General features: G+C 70.5%; 11 protein-coding genes and 4 pseudogenes. 7 read left to right on the top strand and 8 right to left on the bottom strand.

Annotated elements, in window-relative coordinates:
* Positions 1-1,073: pseudogene (locus ACIBJB_RS02980) on the bottom strand (AraC family transcriptional regulator).
* A 206-nt stretch (positions 1,074-1,279) separates the two neighbouring features.
* On the opposite strand from ACIBJB_RS02980, the gene ACIBJB_RS02975 reads away from it, so the two are divergent.
* On the top strand, positions 1,280-2,530 hold the full coding sequence (locus tag ACIBJB_RS02975) for an MFS transporter (protein WP_398925865.1): 1,251 nt from the start codon (positions 1,280-1,282) through the stop codon (positions 2,528-2,530).
* Positions 2,531-3,571: 1,041 nt separating this feature from the next.
* Here ACIBJB_RS02975 and ACIBJB_RS02970 read toward each other — a convergent pair.
* Positions 3,572-3,874, bottom strand: a complete 303-nt coding sequence (locus ACIBJB_RS02970; protein ID WP_398926819.1) for an ester cyclase — start codon at positions 3,872-3,874, stop codon at positions 3,572-3,574.
* Between ACIBJB_RS02970 and ACIBJB_RS02965 the strand changes: the two genes are divergently transcribed.
* The 3 genes from ACIBJB_RS02965 (at position 3,819) to ACIBJB_RS02955 (ending at position 5,077) form a co-directional block, all read left to right on the top strand.
* Positions 3,819-4,295 carry a TetR family transcriptional regulator C-terminal domain-containing protein gene (locus ACIBJB_RS02965; RefSeq protein WP_398925863.1) on the top strand — a complete coding sequence of 159 codons (477 nt, stop codon included), beginning with the start codon at positions 3,819-3,821 and terminating at the stop codon, positions 4,293-4,295. The two genes, ACIBJB_RS02970 and ACIBJB_RS02965, sit on opposite strands and share 56 nt — an antisense overlap.
* A gap of 144 nt (positions 4,296-4,439) precedes the next feature.
* A complete protein-coding gene (locus ACIBJB_RS02960) occupies positions 4,440-4,673 on the top strand; it encodes a type II toxin-antitoxin system VapB family antitoxin (RefSeq protein WP_398925861.1) in 234 nt (77 codons plus the stop codon).
* On the top strand, positions 4,670-5,077 hold the full coding sequence (locus ACIBJB_RS02955; protein ID WP_398925859.1) for a PIN domain nuclease: 408 nt from the start codon (positions 4,670-4,672) through the stop codon (positions 5,075-5,077). The genes ACIBJB_RS02960 and ACIBJB_RS02955 overlap by 4 nt, the downstream gene beginning before the upstream one ends.
* A 276-nt stretch (positions 5,078-5,353) precedes the next feature.
* Here ACIBJB_RS02955 and ACIBJB_RS02950 read toward each other — a convergent pair whose 3' ends face one another.
* From ACIBJB_RS02950 to ACIBJB_RS02940, 3 genes are all read right to left on the bottom strand, one after another.
* Positions 5,354-6,004, bottom strand: a complete 651-nt coding sequence (locus ACIBJB_RS02950) for a TetR/AcrR family transcriptional regulator (protein WP_398925857.1) — start codon at positions 6,002-6,004, stop codon at positions 5,354-5,356.
* A 472-nt stretch (positions 6,005-6,476) separates the two neighbouring features.
* Positions 6,477-9,689 (bottom strand): NPCBM/NEW2 domain-containing protein, encoded by a 3,213-nt coding sequence (locus ACIBJB_RS02945; RefSeq protein ID WP_398925855.1) that lies wholly within the window; start codon positions 9,687-9,689, stop codon positions 6,477-6,479.
* A gap of 158 nt (positions 9,690-9,847) precedes the next feature.
* Positions 9,848-12,289, bottom strand: coding sequence for a SpoIIE family protein phosphatase (locus tag ACIBJB_RS02940; RefSeq protein WP_398925853.1), 2,442 nt, complete (start codon positions 12,287-12,289; stop codon positions 9,848-9,850).
* 136 nt (positions 12,290-12,425) lie between these two features.
* Here ACIBJB_RS02940 and ACIBJB_RS02935 point away from each other — a divergent pair, with 136 nt between their 5' ends.
* Positions 12,426-13,889: an aldehyde dehydrogenase family protein gene (locus ACIBJB_RS02935; RefSeq protein ID WP_398925851.1), complete on the top strand. Its 1,464-nt coding sequence runs from the start codon at positions 12,426-12,428 to the stop codon at positions 13,887-13,889.
* Positions 13,890-14,167: 278 nt separating this feature from the next.
* Here ACIBJB_RS02935 and ACIBJB_RS02930 read toward each other — a convergent pair.
* Positions 14,168-14,443 (bottom strand): annotated as a pseudogene (locus ACIBJB_RS02930) (cupin domain-containing protein); the annotation flags it as partial.
* Between the two features lie 170 nt (positions 14,444-14,613).
* Positions 14,614-15,099: pseudogene (locus ACIBJB_RS02925) on the bottom strand (NmrA family NAD(P)-binding protein); the annotation flags it as partial.
* A gap of 392 nt (positions 15,100-15,491) precedes the next feature.
* Here ACIBJB_RS02925 and ACIBJB_RS02920 point away from each other — a divergent pair.
* On the top strand, positions 15,492-15,986 hold the full coding sequence (locus tag ACIBJB_RS02920; protein WP_398925849.1) for a hypothetical protein: 495 nt from the start codon (positions 15,492-15,494) through the stop codon (positions 15,984-15,986).
* A gap of 49 nt (positions 15,987-16,035) precedes the next feature.
* On the opposite strand, the pseudogene ACIBJB_RS02915 reads toward ACIBJB_RS02920, so the two are convergent.
* Positions 16,036-16,655 (bottom strand): annotated as a pseudogene (locus ACIBJB_RS02915) (response regulator).
* 415 nt (positions 16,656-17,070) lie between these two features.
* Between ACIBJB_RS02915 and ACIBJB_RS02910 the strand changes: the two are divergent.
* Positions 17,071-17,556 (top strand): class I SAM-dependent methyltransferase, encoded by a 486-nt coding sequence (locus ACIBJB_RS02910; protein ID WP_398925847.1) that lies wholly within the window; start codon positions 17,071-17,073, stop codon positions 17,554-17,556.
* Positions 17,557-17,756: the final 200 nt, after the last annotated feature.

Genomic DNA, 17,756 nt, shown 5'->3' with positions numbered 1-17,756 from the left:
TCAGAGGCGAGGCGTACGCATCCGCTCCCGCAGCTGGACCGGGGAAGTGCCGTGCCAGCGGCGTACCGCGCGGCGCAGCGCCCGTTCGTCGGAGAACCCCGCCCGGCGGGAGATGTCGCGCAGGGTCAGTTGCGGGCGGAGCAACAGCTGCTCGACATTTCCCGGCGCACTCCCTCGACGAGTGCCTCGTACGTCGTGCCGCACTCGGCCAGCCGACGGCGCAGCGTCCGCTCACTCGTCGCATGCCGCCGCGCCTGCTCACTGAACGAAGGCACCAACGGCAGGCCCTGCGCGACGGAGATCTCCAGCACCTCCAGCAGATCCTGCTGGTCACGGCGGGAAGCCAGCTGCGCGTCGAGCATCTCCAGCGTCGACGCGTAGCTCACGGGATCCCGGCCGGGCATCCGGGTACGCGCCCACGCGGGATCGATGACCAGGCGGTTGACGGCGGCGCCGAAACGGACCGGACAGCCGAACAATGCCTCGTACATGTCCAGTTGGCGCGGGGGCGGAAACGAGAACTCCGCCGCGCTCGGCGCGAAGAGCGGACCGACGGACAGCCGGGACAGAGTGACCACGGAGGCGAACGCCTCCTCGCTCAGGAAGCAGGCCACGGCCGGGTCCATGGCGGGATCGGGAAGGTCGGCGCGCAGCACGAAGGCGTCGTCCTCCTCACTCACAGCGGCTGACCACACCACCATCGCGCCGGACAGGTTCTGATACTTCACCCCGGTCTCGATGGCGTGGTGGAGCGTGTCGTCGGCCATCAGGGCGAAGCCGAGCAGGCCCCACGCGGTCAGGTGCTGCGCCGCGCCGACCTTCAGCCCCAGGTGCTCGTCCCCTGTCAGGTCCAACGCACGACGGATCACCGCGCTGCCCTGCCGGTACGACACCCGCAGCGCAGCGGAGCGCATGACCGTCTCGTCCAGTCCCATCCGCTTCAGCAAAGGCCGCAGATCAACGCCGTGCTCGTCGGCGACCACGACCAGGTAGCGCAGGATGTTCGGCTGGATCGTCGCCGATGTGCTGCGGCTGGTCCCGGGCAGATCTGCCGGGTCGGGGGCAGAGGACATCGCACTCACCTTCTCCTCGGCGACCACCGTAGGCAGCCGACGTCACCGGTCGCGCGCTGTGGCCCCCGAAGTCCCCTGTACGGCCCCTCGCGTCCTGAGGCTGCCTTCCGCGCCTGGCTACGGTTTCCGCAACCCGCACGGCGTTCGCCTCGCTGGTCCTTGACTGCTCAGTCCGGCCCCCACAGGAACGAAGGCGAGACCGCATCATGTCCTGCACTGCTCCGATCCGGGTGAGGGCCGGGCACCCGGTCTCCAAGTCCGGCGCCAGAAGGGGCGCGACCTTCGCGTTCGCCGCGCAAGGTGTGTCCGTCGCTGCCGTCTACACGACCGTCCCCGCCGTCACCGAACACCTGAAACTGGCTCCGCTCGTGACGACCACCCTGATGGTCGCAGTGGCGCTGACGGCTGGAGGCGGCAGCTTCCTGGGGCTGGCCGCGATCCGCCACGCCGGTCCCGTCGCCACGATGCGCGGGGCCGTGCTGACGGCCGGCGCCACGCTGGTTCTGATCGGGTGCGCCCCCGACGAGGCGACCGTCGTCTGCGCGTACGTCATCTTCGGTCTTGCGGTCGGTGCCCTGGACGTCGGGGCCAACTCCCGTGCAGCGGCGATCGAGCGCGCCTACGGCCGCAGCATCTTCGGCTCCTTCTACACGGCATGGAGCGTGGGCGGCGTGGTCGCGGCCCTGCTCACGGCCGGGGCTGCCCGGCTGGAGTGGCCCGTAGCCGTCGGCCTGAGCGCGCAGGCCGGCATCGTGCTGCTCCTTGCCGTCTGTGTGCGCACGCATGCCCTGCCCTCTTCCTCCGCGGGGCCGTCGGACAGCCCCGCGCAGCCGCCGCTGGGGCGCCGCCTGTGGATCCGGCTCATCCCGTTCGGCCTGGTCCTTCTCGTCGTCTACGTCGTCGACTCCACCGTCTCGGCCTGGTCGGCGGTCTACCTACGCCAGACCCTCGCCGCGTCCCTCGCAGTCGCTCCGCTGGCGTATGCGGCCTACCAGGCCGGCACAGTCATCGGTCGCGTCGCCACGGACAGACTCGTGCAACGGTTCGGAGGGGTGGCCGTCGTACGCATCGCTGCCTTGCTCGTCGCAGGTGCCCTGGCAGGCATGGCCACGGCACCGAGCTGGCCGTTCGCCGTTCTCGCGGCCGGGGTGGTGGGCCTAGGGGCGTCCGTGCTGGCTCCGCTGTGCCTGGCCTCCGCCGCGTGGCTGCGTCCTGCGGCCTCGGCGGCGGTCCTGGCACGCCTGAACCTCTTCAACTACGCCGGTGTCATCACAGGTGGCGCAGTGAGTGGGCTCCTCGGCTCCACCGGCCGGTTCCGTCTCGCCTACGCGGCACCGGCCGCCCTGGCGGTTCTTGTCCTGGCCGCGGCCCGGCACTTCACCCAGCAGCCTCCACGCCCGGCCCGAGCGGAGAACGTCCCTCCCTTCGACCGGGCGGATCCTCAGCCACTGGGCTGAGCGGTCCCACACCGGGTCCCCGATGAGAAGCTTGGCGCCGTCCGTCCGGACGCGCCGGCGCGCGGATGCTTCCCTCGGGCAGTTCGATCTCGGTCACCTCGAAGGCAGGCCGCCCAGCCCCAGCGGCGGACCCGCAGGTATGTCGGCGAACACGACGGCGCCGCCCGGGGTGGCCGGCGCGGCAACAGGGGAACCGCCCCTGGGGCCGTCTGCCCAACGGCCTGCCAGCCTGCAGGTACCGGCAGGTGGCTCGGACCTGCCATCCCCGCGCGCAGCCGACGGAGAGGCCTGCCGAGCAAGGCGTCTGGAACGGCTGGCTGCTCCGGATGCGCTGCTTGCAGACGCGTGGCTCGTGACTGTCGGTACAGAGGCTCTGCCCCTCATCTCCGAGGCAGAGCCTCTGCCCGTCGGAAGAGCGATCCGCTGTGCGGGGGTTCTATCCCCTTGGCGGGACTGGGCGGACGCGGCTGTTGCTGTAGAAGCCGTCTAACTCATCGCCCCCCAGGGGCCATTGAGGGGCCACAAGCATAGGAACAGACCGACAAGCACTGCACAGGGCTGACCCGGATCAGCACGTCTGACCTGCAAGAACGGCGTGAATCGGCAATGATCGGCAAGGGCCGCCAAGATCCCCAATGGACCCATAATCCGTCGGCCGTGGGCTCGAGTCCCACCCGCCCCACTGTGCAGGCTTCTGACCTGCGGAAACGTTCTTTTTTTCGGTGTCGGAGTGTCAACTTTGCCTGGACGGACTGAATCCGCTGCTCGTGGGTTCGGAGTCCGGCGGTGGTCGGGGGAGCTCCAACCCATCTGACCTGCGGCTGAGTAGATGATCGAGGGTCTCGCTCGCGGTCTGGGCGGCTGCCCTCAGGGCCGATGTCAGGACCTAGGCGCCGTACAGGGGCCGGGGCGGCGCGGGCGTGTCCGGTACCGAGCGCCTCCGGTATGTCGTCAGACGGCCGGCCTTCAGGAGCCGACGGGGCAACAGCGTGAGCCTTGTGTGGTCAGCTCACGCCGCGCTGATGCGTCTTTGCTGCTGCCTCAATCGGTGAGCTGCATCTGCATTTGCAGTTGCAGCAGTTCCTCGACGTGCCGGATCTCGACGATCCGGCCGTCAACCACGCGCGCGAGATCGATGCCGGAGCAGGTCACGTCACGGCCGGTCGCGGGCAGTCCGAACCAAGGGCCGGTGTGGGTCGCTGTGATCACCCACTGGGAGACGACCCAGCCGTCGTCCGTCTCGGTCTGGTAGACGATCTCGTGGTGAGGGTTGGTGAACCCGTCGCGCATGGCAGCGACCATTCCCTTCATCCCCTCGATCGCCGAGGGAGCGCCCGGGGGCAGGTTGTGGTCGATGACATCGGGCGAGACCAGGGTGTCCAGCGCAGTGGTCCCGGCTCTTGAGGTGCCCACCGCCCGGCAGGTGGCCGAGGCGATGCTGCACGGAGCCGTGGACGCCCACACCGCGCCCGGCTGCCCGCGCGGCTGCCTGCTGGTGCAGTCCGCGCTTGCCGCCGGTCCGGACAGCGAACCGGTCCGCCGCGACCTGGCCGAACGCCGGGAGGCCGGAGTAGGGGCCCTGCGGGCACGGTTCGAAAAAGCCCAGGCCGAGGGCGACCTGCCACTCACCGCCGACCCGGAAACCCTCGCCCGCTATGTGAACACCGTCGGGCAGGGCCTCGCCGTACAGGCCGCCGGCGGCGCCAGCCGAGAAGACATGCACCGCGTCGCCGACCAGGCACTCAGCACGTGGCCGAGCTCGTGAATCAGCAAGTTGAAGTTTCGTTGCCGAGTCGGGCGATGAGACGTACGTCCTCGGCTGACCCGATTGGCACGCTGCGGCCCAGACCCGTGCTCAATGTTGGTGATGTATCCTGGGCGCATACATCGTGGATGTTGGAGGTGTCCGATGTCCGTCACGCAGATTGATCTCGACGACGAGGCGCTGGCCGAGGCCATGCGGCTCATGGGCGTCACGACGAAGAAGGAGACCGTCAACGCGGCCCTTCGGGACTACGTGGCGCGGATCAAGCGGCTTGAGGCTGCGGAGAAGCTGGCCGCGCGAGGTGCGCGTGGAGAGTTCGAGCAAGCCGCGGCGGCGCATGACGCGGAGAAGCGCGCGCGACGCGAGGCCTTCGGGTGATCACGTATCTGGTGGACACCTCGGCTCTGTGGCACCTGTTTCGCACCCCAGGTGCGTTGCGGCCCTGGGAGGGGCACATTGCCGCCGGGGTGTTCCACCTCTGCGAGCCGACACGTGCCGAATTTCTCTACTCGGCAACCAGCCCTGCCCACCGGGACGAGCTGGCGGAGGAGTTGGACGCGCTCTGCGTGCTCTCGCCCGTTCCGAAGAATGCCTGGCGTTGGGTCGACACCGCCCAGTACAAGCTGACTCAGCAAGGCCAACATCGTGCGGCGGGACCGACCGATCTGTTGGTGTGCGCGACAGCTGCGCACCATGGGCACACCGTCCTCCATGTGGACAATGACTTCGTGACGCTGGCCGGAGTCCTCAAGGAAGTGCAGCAGCGAGACGCACGAGCCTGATCTCCGGAGGCAGGATCACGTCTGTCGGCTTCTGACCTCGGTGATCGATGTCTCCGGGGCGCATCAGCGGTCCTTCCCCTGCACCGGCAATGAAACGCGGAGCCATCCCACCCGTGCGGAGCCGACGGATCGCAGCGCCTGTCGCGAAGGCCCCTGTGTGGGCCAGGTCATCCGCGGGAGCCGATGCCGGGCGGGTGGCGCAGGTCGATACAGCCGATGGCGGAACCACCGCCGACGGGAGCATGCCGGACACGTCACGAGGGGGTGATGGTGGGGCTACTTCCTGTCGTCGGCGGCACGGGCGCCGACTCGGGGTTGGTTGAAGTTCTTGATGGCGGTGTACGCGGCGGTGGTGACGTCGGCGAGGGTGCCGGCGTCGGGGTCACCGGCCCAGTATTCGAGGGCGGTGGTCGCGACGTTGACGATCATGCCGGCGGTGGCCGATGCGGCAAGGGCGTCGGCACTCGGGCCGAGCCGCTCGGCGATGACGGGGGTCAGCAGGTCCTGGGCGCGGCGGCCGGCGGCGAGCCAGCGGGCCTTGAGGGCGGGTTCGCCGAGCATCAGCCGTGCGATACGGCGCAGGTCGCCTGTGGAGGTGCTGGTACTGCTGGCCAGGAGTGCGGCCTGGGCGGCGTCGCGCAGGGGCTCGTCCGCGGGGCGTTCCGCGAGGACCTCCACAAGGGTGTTGACGCCCTCGACGAGCAGGGGGGTCAGGGCCTCCTCCTTGACCGCGCAGTGCCGGTAGAAGGTGCGCAGGGAGATGCCGGCGGCAGCCGCGATCTGCTCGACGGTGGTCTCCGCGAAGCCTTGGCGTTCGAAGAGGTCGACAGCAGACAGGGCGAGGTCGCGCTGCATGGATGCACGGCGCCGACGGCGGAGATCCTGCTGGGGCTTCGCACCGGTGCTGTCCTGGGCGGTCTGAGGCATTCAGGCCTTCTCCTCGCACTCGTCGGTCACTGCCGCCTATTGTGACACGTCAGCCCTACTTGGCACGTTGTGCCAAGTAGGCATACAGTGGTAGGCGGGGCGGGCCTTCCGGCCTCAGAACCACGCCACAGCGCAGAAGGAAGTCGTCGCCACGACCCGCATCTCGTTCGATGGACGCGTCGCGATCGTCACCGGGGCAGGAGGGGGTCTGGGACGTGCCCATGCCCTCGATCTGGCCGCCCGCGGAGCCAAGGTCGTCGTCAACGACCTCGGCGGCAGCATGGCAGGCGACGGCGGCGGCAGCGCCATGGCCGACCAGGTCGCCAAGGAGATCACCTCGGCCGGCGGGCAGGCCGTCGCCAACTACGACTCGGTCGCCACCCCCGAGGGCGGCAAGGCCATCGTCCAGACTGCCCTGGGCGCCTTCGGCACGGACGGGGTGCCGTACGAGAGGACACCGTGCTGCCCCGCCCTACCCCGCGCAGTCGAGCCGGGCGTCGGCCCAGTCCGCGTGGTCGTGGGCGTTGCCGTCGCCGCCGTCCGCGATCACGAGGTGCAGTTGCTGGGCGCCGGTGATGTCGAGGTCCAGGGGCAGGGGCTGTGAGGTGCCGGTGAGGACGGGGGTCGTGGTCAGCGTCCGGCCGTCGGCGGTCACGGAGAAGGTGACCGAGCCGTACGGGGCGACCTCGTCGTCGATGCCGACGGTGGCGGTGAACCGGTTGCAGTTGCCGCCGAGGAAGAACGCCACGTCGCTGTCGGTGTGGGTGCCCAGCCCCTTGGCGTGGACGGTGCCGCGGATCGTGATCGGCAGACCGTCGCCCGCCGCCTGCTCGCCGTTGGAGGTGTCGCGTTCCACCGGGCCCCAGCCGTTGCTGCTGGAGACGAACGACAGGTCGCTCAGGTAGGGGCTCCCGGTGGGCGGCGGGATCGGCACCTCGGTCTTCGCGGTGCCGTACGTCCAGTGCTGCACGCCGCCGCGGACATAGGTGGCGAGCGGCGAGAAGGTGACGGAGACGGGGGTCGCGGCGGCCGTGGGGGCGGTCACGGTCCAGCTTGCCGTGACCGAGTGGCCCGGGCTGACCTTCGAGAAGGTCGTCGGTGTGGTGGCGGCGACCGTCCAGCCGTTCGGGGCACCGGGCCGCAGGGTGATGTCGTTGGCCGCGTCGCCCGTCGCCGGGACGGTGAAGGTGGTCTTGAGGGTGGCCGACTCGCCCCGGTGGATGGTCGCCGGGACGTCCGCGGTGAGTGTGGCCGGGGCTTCTGCGGCCTGCTTCACGGGGGTGACGCTGAGGTTGTCGAACTCGTCGGTCCGGTAGCCGACCACGCCGATGCCGACCTGCCCGGAGGTGTACGCGGAGTCGTCCACCGCGCCGACCGGCTTGCCGTCGACGCTCGCGGTGATCGTGGTGCCGCTGAAGCCCAGGGCCAGTTTGTGCCAGCTGCGGGTGCCCAGTGTCCGGGTGGTGCCGTCGGCGAGTGTGGTCAGCCGGCCGCTGGTGTCGCTCTTGACCACCGACCACTTACCGGTGTCGGCGACCCGCAGGAAGTAACCCGCCTGGTGGGACTGCGGCCGCTGCTGGTCACCCGCCCGGCCGATGAGTTCGACCGTGCCGGACTGCTCCAGGTAGACGTCCGAACTGACCGTGTAGTTCTTCCAGTCGGTGTCGCCGAGGAGGGCGAACGCGTCACTGTCGTCCTGCCACTCGATGGGCTGCTGCGCCGCCATCTGCCGGACACACTGGCCGGAGCGCCCGCCCTTGCACGGCGCGGTCTCGAAGGAACCCTGCATGTCGGAGAGGTACTTGGCCTCCCGGCCTGGGGTCTTCTGCTCAAAGGAGTCGTTGTAGGGGAGCGCGAGGTGGCTCTGCGGCGGACTGACGGCCTTGCCCTTGCCCTGGCCGGTGGTGGTGGTCAGGGAGTAGACGTAACCGGGCTTGAGGGTGACGGAGAAGTGCCCGTCCGCCGGGGTCACGTCACCGGTGTGCACGAAACCGCCGGAGGTGCTGCCGGACTTGAGGTCCGTGGCCCAGATGTGCACCGCGCCGGTCGGCAGTCCGCCGGTGACCGTGAAGTCGGCGGTCTGTGAGGTGCTCGCTGTGGAGGTCTCCAGGATGGTGCTGTACGCCGAGTTGTCCGGCGACTTCAGGGTGACGTAGCTGCCGTTGACCCGGTCCCCGCCGAGGTAGCCGCTCGCCTTGTCGACGAACTTCCAGCCGGGCTGCGTGACTTGGGTGACCTGGGCGGTCGTCCAGAGGCTGGTGCCGAGGTCGTACGCACCCGACCACGGCTGGTTCGCCACGGCGAGGCCGACCGTGTCGTAGGGCAGATTGGGGTAGATCGCGGCCAGCAGTGGCCAGTTGAGATATGCGGTGAACTTGCCGTCGAGGTAGCCGCGGGTGATGGAGCGGATCAGGGCGCCGGCGCCGGTGTTCTCGTCGAGGGAGCCGTTCTCGCTGGCCCACAGGGGTTTGCCGGTGGCCTGGGCGGTGGCCGAGCTGGTGCAGGTGTTCGCGGTGCCGCCGTCGCCGCCCTCGCAGGGGTAGTGGACGCCTACGACGTCGACGGACTTGGCGAAGTCGGGGTCGGAGGCGATGTCGTCCGCGACGTCCAGGCCCGAGTCGGCTCCGACGATCTGTATCGGGAGGTGCTTGGCGGCGAGCGTCGCGTGCAGCTTCTCGTACCAGCCGATGTCGTAGCCGCGCTCGTTCCAGCCGCCCAGGTAGTCGATATCCAGGCCGTGTTGGCGGGCGCAACCCAGCCAGCTGGTCAGGTAGTCGATCATGTCCTGGGACCAGAAGTCGCCGCCGCCGGGGGAGTTGTCCGTGTTGCCGATCCAACCGGGTGCGCCCCAGGCGAGGCCGTACAGCTTGATGTGCGGGTTGCGCTTCCTGGCCTGCTCCATCAGCCACCACTCGTAGCCGCTGTCGCAGTGCACGGTTCCCTTGGTGTGCTCGATGCTGGGCTCGGACCCGTCGGTGGAGTTGGTGTCGCCGCCGATCTCCACCTTGAGCATCTGCAGGGCGGCGCCGTAGCCCGGCTTGAAAAGGTAGTCCAGGATCCGGCTGCGCTGCGGCTCGGGGTAGTTGATGAGCAGCCGTGAGTTGCCTCCGCCGCCGCTGATGGCGCCGATGCCGTCGAAGGTGCGGCCGGTGCCGGCTCCGTCCACGGTGACGTCGGTCCTGCCCGGAACGGGTGCCTCACCGACGAAGTCGATCCGGTCGACGGCCAACGCGGTGCCGCTGGAAGCGGCGTTCTTCCGTCCGGTCGACGTGAGCGTGAAGGTGTGCGGGCCGTCGGGCAGCGTGGGGCTGGTCCACACGGGGACGTCGCCGGTGCGGGCGGCGCTGTAGAGGTCGACGTCGACGGGGGTGCCGCCGTCGACGGAGACGGCGCCGATGCCATGGCCCGGGTCGGTGATCGCGTGCAAGGTGAGCTGGGTGCCGGTGAAGGCGAAGTCGACCGACTCGCCGGTGGTCTCGGTCCAACTGTTGGTGCCCTCGTAGGGGTTGGAGGGTGCGCCCTCTCCGCTCGCGTGGCCCCAGCCGGAGCCGTGGTAGTCGAACTGGTCCCGGCCGCTTCCCTGGACGGAGTCGTCCACCGTGACGGTGGTGGCGGTGCCGGCCGTGTCGGCGGCCCCGGCCTTCGCCGTCGGGGACATCAGCAGCGCAAGTGCGGTGAGGACCACGGCGCCCAGTCTGGGTGCACGGCTCCGTGTGGACTGGGACATACGTGCTCCCGGTGTTACAGGGGTGGCGGAGGGGACAACTCCGCACACCGTGCTACAGGAGCCCACGCGGTCGGGCAACGTTCGCGACAGAATTCAACAGAAGATTGCACGGAGCTTCAGGCCGTGGGGAGGGTCTGTTCGGCCCAGATCGTCTTGCCGTCGTTCGTCTGGCGGGTGCCCCAGCCCTGGGTGAGCTGGGCGACGAGGAGCAGGCCGCGGCCGCCTTCGTCGAAGGTGCGGGCACGGCGCAGGTGGGGGGCGGTGCTGCTGGCGTCGGAGACTTCGCAGATGAGGTTGCGGTCCCGGATGAGCCGGAGCTGGATGGGGGCGCTGCCGTAGCGGATGGCGTTGGTGACGAGTTCGCTGACGACCAGTTCGGTGACGAAGGCCGCCTCGTCCAGGCCCCAAGCGGCCAGCTGCCGACGGGTGTTCTTACGGGTCTCGGCGACCGCTGCGGGATCGGCCGGCACGTCCCAGGTGGCGACATGTGCCGCGTCCAGGGCGCGGGTGCGGGCTATCAGCAGCGCCACATCGTCGGCGGGGCGGTCGGGGAGAAGCGTCTGGATCACGGTGTCGCAGGTGGTCTCCAAGGACGCGGCCGGCCGGGCCAGCACCTCGCGCAGCGCGTCGAGGCCTTCGTCGATGTCGCGGCCACGGTCCTCGACGAGACCGTCGGTGTACAACGCGAGGAGGCTGCCTTCGGGCAGTTCGATCTCGGTGGCTTCGAAGGGCAGGCCGCCGAGTCCCAGCGGCGGACCCGCGGGGATGTCGGGAAACTCCACGGCGCCGTCCGGGGTCGCCACCGCGGGTACGGGGTGGCCCGCGCGAGCCAGGGTGCAGCGCCGGGAGACCGGGTCGTAGACGGCGTACAGACAGGTCGCGCCGATGTCGCCGACGGTGTCGGCGGTGGTTTCGGCCTCGGCGGACAGGTGGATGACCAGGTCGTCCAGGTGGGTCAGCAGCTCGTCGGGCGGCAGGTCGACATCGGCGAGGGTGCGTACGGCGGTGCGCAGCCGTCCCATGGCGGCCGAGGCCTGGATGCCGTGGCCGACGACGTCGCCGACGACGAGCGCGACCCGGGCGCCGGACAACGGGATCACGTCGAACCAGTCGCCGCCGACGCCGGCCTGTGCACTGGTGGGCAGATAGCGGGAGGCGACGTCGACGGCGGCCTGCGGGGGCAGCCGTTGCGGCAGGAGACTGCTCTGCAGGGTGAGGGAGGTGCGGCGCTCACGGTCGTAGCGGCGGGCGTTGTCGATGCAGACGGCGGCCCTGGCGGTGATCTCCTCGCCGAGGAGCAGGTCGTCCCGCTCGAAGGGTTCCGGGCGCCGGTGGCGGGAGAACGTCGCCACGCCGAGGGTGATGCCGCGGGCGCGCATCGGCACGGCCAGCACCGAGTGGAAGCCGTAGCGCCGCATCCGTTCGGCCCGGTCCGGGGCCTGGGTCGCCACGTGGTCCATCGCGGGCGCGGTCACGTTCTCGATCAGCGGTCGGCCGGTGCTCAGGCACCTGGCCGCGGTCGACTCGTCCGGGTAGGCGGCCACTGTTCCGCGCTCCACCACGACCTCGGGGCAGCCCTCCAGGACCGACTGGTAGGCGACACGGCGCAGCATGACCGGGCTGGGCGGCGAGCTGGCGGGGTCGTCGCCGCCTTCGATGGCGGGCAGCAGGTCGACGGTGACGAAGTCCGCGAGGTGCGGGATGGCGACGTCGGCCAGTTCCTGCGCGGTCCGGGCCAGGTCCAGGGTGCTGCCGATGCGGATACTGGCCTCGTTGAGCAGCGCCAGACGCTGTCGGGCCAGGTGTTCCTCGGTCACGTTGTGGGCGGAAAGGAGCACGCCCCGTACCGTTCCCCCGGCGTCCTTCACGGGGGTGAGCGATGTCGACCAGATGCTCTCGCTCGCGTGGCCCGCCAGGCGCAGGACCTGCTGCAGATGCTGCTGTTCTCCGGTCTCCAGCGCCCGCCGCATGCACTGTTCCGTCCGGTCGCCCTCCGAGTCCACCACGATCTCCGACACCCGCAGCCCCTGCATCGCCGCTTCGGGCAGGCCGATCACCCGCTCCATGTCCGCGTTCGCCAGCCGCAGCCGCAGACCGGTGTCGTAGAGCGCCGACGTGGCCGGGGACTGGGTGAACGCCCACCTCAGCAGCGCGTCGTCCTGGAGGGGCGACGACGGCTGGGCCAGGGGGGAGACCAGGAGCCACTCGCGGCCCCCGTCGTCCTCGGAGTGGGGTTCCCGGCGGTGGGCCAGCAGATTCACTGTGAGGTGGTGGCCGTCCGAGTGCAGGAGAGTCGCCGCCCCGTTCCACCTCGGCAGCGTGTGCAGGGAGCGCAGTGCCTCGAAGGGCGGCTCCCCGGCGAGCAACGGCGCCGCGAGCCGGCCGATGACCTCCGCGGACGGGTATCCGAGCAGTCGCTGTGCACCCTCGCTCCACCCGGTCACGATGCCGTGGGGATCCACCGTGGCTCTGGCCGTGGCCGACTCGTCGACGGGGTCCTCCGGCCGCAGGGCCGCCCGGTCGTCGCCGGCGGCTTCGGAACCCGTCATCACGTTCATCCGCCCTCACCTCGGTCTTTCCACCGTGCGTCCCGGCCGGGCCGCGAGCAACCGACGGGGAAGTGGTTGAACATATAAGCTTAACGAGGCATAAGTCCCAAAAGGCTACCAATATATCGATGACGGGGGTCCTGTCATGACTGCCACCGGCGAGGGGACGTGGCCGGACGCGGCCGATTGGACCGGGAAGATCTACAGCGGCGGCTGGCGGCGGTCCGGGGGCGGGACTCAGCCGGTGACCGAACCCGCCACCGGAGAGCGGCTGGCTGAGGTGGGGGTGGCGGCGCCCGCGGATGTCGCCCGGGCCGGTGCCGTGGCCGCCCGGGCTCAGCGGGCCTGGGCCGAGACGGCACCCCAGGAGCGCGCCGAGGTCCTGCTCCGTGCCGCCCGGGCACTGCGTGACCACAGCGAGACCGTCCGCGAGTGGATCGTCAGGGAGTCCGGAGGCGTCCCGGCGAAGGGCGACTACGAGATCGCGGCCGGGCTCAGTCAGCTGTCGCAGGCCGCCGGGCTCGCCTCGCTGCCTCGCGGCGAGATCCTGAGCCCGTCGGCACCGGGCCAGACCAGTTACGCGTGGCGGGTACCGCTGGGTGTGGTCGGCGTCATCAACCCCTGGAACGCCCCTCTGCTGTTCGCCATGCGGGCCCTCGCGCCCGCGCTCGTGCTGGGCAACGCCGTCCTGCTCAAGCCCGATCCCCACACACCGGTGTCCGGCGGCGTCCTCGTGGCGCGGCTGTTCGAGGAGGCCGGACTGCCCGAGGGGCTGCTGCACGTCCTGCCCGGAGGCCCCGGCACCGGTGAGGCGGTCGTGGCCGATCCGCACGTTGCCATGGTCGTGTTCACCGGGTCCACCCGGGCGGGACGGGCGGTGGCCCGGGCCGCGGGCGACGGGCTCAAGCGGGTGGCCCTGGAACTGGGCGGCAAGAACTCGATCGTCGTGCTCGACGACGCGGACATCGACGCCGCTGCGGCGGCCGGGGCGATGAGTTCCTTCGGCTACCAGGGGCAGGCCTGCGTCGCCGCCGGACGGCATCTGGTGCACGCCGACATCGTCGAGCCGTACACCGAGGCACTGATCGGACAGGCCGACGCGCTGCGGGTCGGCGATCCCCGCGAGGAGGGTGTGGCCCTCGGTCCCGTGATCAGCGAGCGCCAGGCCGCGAACATCGAACGCATCGTGGACGAGAGTGTGGCCGCCGGGGCACGGGTGCTGGCCGGCGGACGCCGCGACGGGCTGTTCTACCCGCCCACCGTCCTGGACCACGTCGCGCGGACCATGCCCGCCTTCACCGAGGAGATCTTCGGGCCGGTCGCCCCTGTCGTCGCCTTCCGTACCGACACGGAGGCCGTCGAGATCGCCAACGACACCGGGTACGGCCTGACGGCGGCCGTGCACTCCCGTTCGGTGCCGCGGGCCGCGGTCATCGCCGAGCAGTTGCGCACCGGCATGGTGCACCTCAACGACGTCTCCGCCAAGGACGCCGCGAACGCCCCCTTCGGCGGGATGGGGGCATCGGGCAACGGCTCCCGCATCGGCGGCACCGCCAATCTGGAGCAGTTCACCCAGTGGCGCTGGATGACGGTCGCCGAGGGGGTCTGACGGGCCGCTCGTTCGGCGGTCGGTGACGGCAGGGCTCGTGCTTGTCCCACGCGTGCATCGCGGTGGTGATGTACCTCAGCAGGCAGGCCGCCATGACGAGTGTGACCGGTACGCCCACGAGGAGGCGGGTCAGCAGGATCAAGGTCCTGACCCAGGGTTGTCCCGGCCCCACGGCGAAGTCGGGCCTGGCAGGGCCGTAGGGCCGCGATCTCGGCTTGGTCCGGCGGCCCCGAGGCGCTCAGAAGGTCGGTGAGCTCCTGGAGGTAGGTCTCGTGTCCGGCCGGGGACACGAGGAAGAGCATCCGGGCGGGTTCGGCGCCGGGGTTGGAGAATGCGTGAGGGCATCCGGCGGGTACGGACATGAAGCTCCCGGGACCACCTCGCATCACCTTCGCACCGGTCTCGGACTCCCAGGAGCGCCAGTCACCGGTGGCCTGGGGGGTGGGGCGGAAGGCGAGGAGGGCGAGTTCGCCTGCGAGGACGTAGAACACCCCTTCGGCCCGGTGGTGCAGATACGCTCCGACATCGAACGCCGCCCTGCTGGGCGGTGGCACCGATGACCAGCAGGGCGGCGCCCTCCGGAGGCGTCAGGACGTCCCCGGCGATCTCGAGGGTCCGGCCGAAGAAGTGCTCGGGTTGGTCGAACGCGGTTGCGGCGAACGCACCGATGTCGCGTACCGCGATCAGTGGCATCGGGATCTGCGGTCGTACGGCGAGGCCGAGCACCAGTTCCCCGTTGTCCAGGACCGGGCGGTTGTAGGTGGCTGTCCATGAAGGAAACGGGACGCAGGATCGTCGCCGGGAGTCCGAGCGAGCGAAGGTGTTCCTCGATCCGTCGCTTGCTTTCGTAGTACGGGATTCCGGAGTGAGCGTCCGCGCCGTTGAGCGAGCTGTAGACCAGGTGGTCGATGCCCAACTCCCCGGCAAGGTCCGCCACTGCCTTTCCCCGCCGCTCTTCGGCCACCACGCCTTCGGGGCTGATCCGGGGGCCGACCATCATGGTCAGCACCAGGAACACGCCGTACGCGTCCCTCATCGCCTTGCGAAGCGACGCCGGATCGTGCAGGTCGCCGACGACAAGGTCGGCTTCTGTCGCACGCAGTGCCCTGGCGGGCGGTGAACCCCGGTCGCGCACCAGGGCCCTGACCGGCCGGCCACGCCCGAGCAGTTGCCGTGCGGTCGCGCCGCCCTGCTGGGCGGTGGCACCGATGACCAGCAGGGCGGCGCCCTGTGATCTGCCATACGAAGCTCCTCACGCTGAAGTTCTGCGGGAGTACGGCGGCCCGGTCTCCGCCTGACTCCCGGACCGCGACGGGAAGAGGTCGCCGAGCATCCCGGGTGCGCCCGTCATACCGAGGGAGGACGGGCACTTTCCGCTCAACCCACAGGGCGCGGTGCCAACTCCCTGCAGGTTTCCCTCACATGAGGATCAGTCAGCTCCCCGATCCACTCACCTTGCATAGCCACAGCGCTTCAGTGACCTTCTAGGGGGTGAAGATGGAACCGCAGATCGAGTGGCCGACGTGACAGACGCGCGGCGAGGTCGATACCCGCGCCACCTACGTCAAGGCGTTCGAGCCGAGCGGTGACACACTGCCGATCGTGGATTACAGCGAACTTGAGGCGGACGTTCTCCGGCTGATCGTCGGGGCCACCGAGGGCAGCGTTCGTGCCTTCGGCGAGGAGACGGTCACCCGTCTGGTGCGGCCGGAGCTGCTCGGTGCGGCCGAGGACGAACTCACGGAGGAGGCCCGGGCGGCGCTGACCACCGCGGGCGCGAACGTCCTGACGATCAGCGCCGCCGAGCTGCACGACCGGCTTGCGACGATCTATGACGGCATCCTGGTCGAGGACGGTCTGGACCCCGGAGTCCTCACCGCCATCAGCGCGTTGGCGCACTGGAAGAGCTACCTGGAGCAGAACCGGCGCGGCGAGCTCTACGAACTCGCCATCCGTTCCATCGAGGACATCGACCACGAGGTGTCCGCGGATCTCGACGACTTCCTTGCCACACCGGAGATGGCGGCCGAGTACGAGCGCATCCGGCGGCTGCTGGACCCCGGCGCAGGGCAGGAACGCGGGGCTCAACGCGGGTAGTCGTGGAACCACGGCGATGCGTTCAGCCTGGCGCCGTGCCCGTCGCTGTTCAGTCCCCAGCCCTTGTCAGCCCGTTTTCGTAGGCGAAGATCACTGCGTGGACGCGGTCGCGGAGGCCGAGTTTGGCCGGGATCCGGCCGAGGTGGGTCTTGACGGTCGTCTCCCCGACGAAGAGCCGGTCGGCGATCTCGCCGTTGGCCAGTCCCCGGGCGACCAGAGCGAGGACTTCACGCTCCCGGTCGGTGAGCGCGGCCAGTCGGCTGCGCTGGGCGGGCGCGGACGCGGGGGGGCGTTCAGGACGAAGCGTTCGACGAGGCGCCGGGTGAGCGAGGGCGCCACCATGACCTCGTCCCGCAGTACCGCCCGGACGGTCACCAGGATCTCCTCGGCGGGGGCGTCCTTGACGAGGAAGCCGTTCGCGCCGGCGCGCAGGGCCGCGTAGGCGTACTCGTCGAGGTCGAAGGTGGTGACGACGAGGATCCTGGGCGCACCGGGCTGCGCGCAGAGGTGTTCGGTCGCCGCGAGCCCGTCCCGACCGGGCATGCGTACGTCCACCAGGACGAGGTCCGGCTCCAGGGCGGCCACGCCTGCGATCGCCGCGGCGCCGTCGGCGGCCTCGCCCACCACGGTGAGATCGGGCCGGCTGTCGATGACCATGCGCAGCCCCATCGGCCGCGACGAGGACCGGCCGGCGGCGGCGCCACAGCAGGGGCAGCACCAGGGCGGCGTACCCGACCGCCTGCACCCAGACCGGCCGTCAGCCCGGCTGCGGGCGGATCACCGGGGGCACGGCCACCAGCACGACCAGCAGGACGTCCGCCAGCCACGGATGTCCGCGCCGTAAGCGGGGCAGGGTCTCGATCAGCCGATGCACCGCCTCACGCTACGGCCGGGCCCCGCTCCCGCACATCGTCCTGCCGGGCGTCCGGGGTCCTCCCCGGGTCGTACCCGCACCGGCCGGGGATACGACGTGCGGTTACCCGGCGCGCTCCCAGCATGGCGGCATGTCGATCACCACCGAGTTCCTCAGACGGCGCCTCATGACCGGCGCAGTAGCCGCCAGTTCACGAGGGCTGGGCGCGCGATGACCGAGGGCATCGGCCTGGAGCGGGCCCGGCTCGTTGCCGAACTCGGCCCGGGAACCGGGGTGTTCACCGACGCGATCCTCGCCCGGCTGGCGCCCGGCGCGCGACTCGTCGCCGTCGAGCCCAACGCGGTGCTCGCCTCCCGGCTGGCGGCCACCCGGCACGACACCCGGCTGACCGTGGTCCAGGGCACGGCCGCCGGGCTGGCCGCCGCGGTGGGCGAACCGGTCGACGCGATGGTCTCCGGGCTGCCGTGGACGGTCATGCCGCGGAGCCGGCGCGGGTACATCCTGGACGCCGTGACCGAAGTCCTCGTGCCCGGCGGCCGGTTCACCACCTTCGCCTATCTGCACGCGGCCTGGACCCCGCCCGCCCGTCACTTCGCCGCCGAACTGGCCCGCCGTTTCGACCGGTTGGAATGCTCGAGGACGGTGTGGGCGAACCTCCCGCCCGCCTTCGTGCACCGGGCCACCCGGAGGGCATGACGGCGAGCGGACCGGCGAGAGCGAGGACAACACCAGCGCGAGGGGGGTGCGGGCGAACCTCCTGCCCGCCTTGGCGCATCGGGCACCCGGAGGTCATGACGGTGAGCGGACCGGCGAGAGCGAGGACAACACCAGCGCGAGGGGGGTGCGGGCGAACCTCCTGCCCGCCTTGGCGCATCGGGCACCCGGAGGTCATGACG

Origin of the sequence: Streptomyces sp. NPDC050759 (genome assembly GCF_044456945.1) — a bacterium.
In the GTDB taxonomy this organism is placed as follows: domain Bacteria; phylum Actinomycetota; class Actinomycetes; order Streptomycetales; family Streptomycetaceae; genus Streptomyces.
This window is presented reverse-complemented; position numbering and strand designations above follow the sequence as displayed.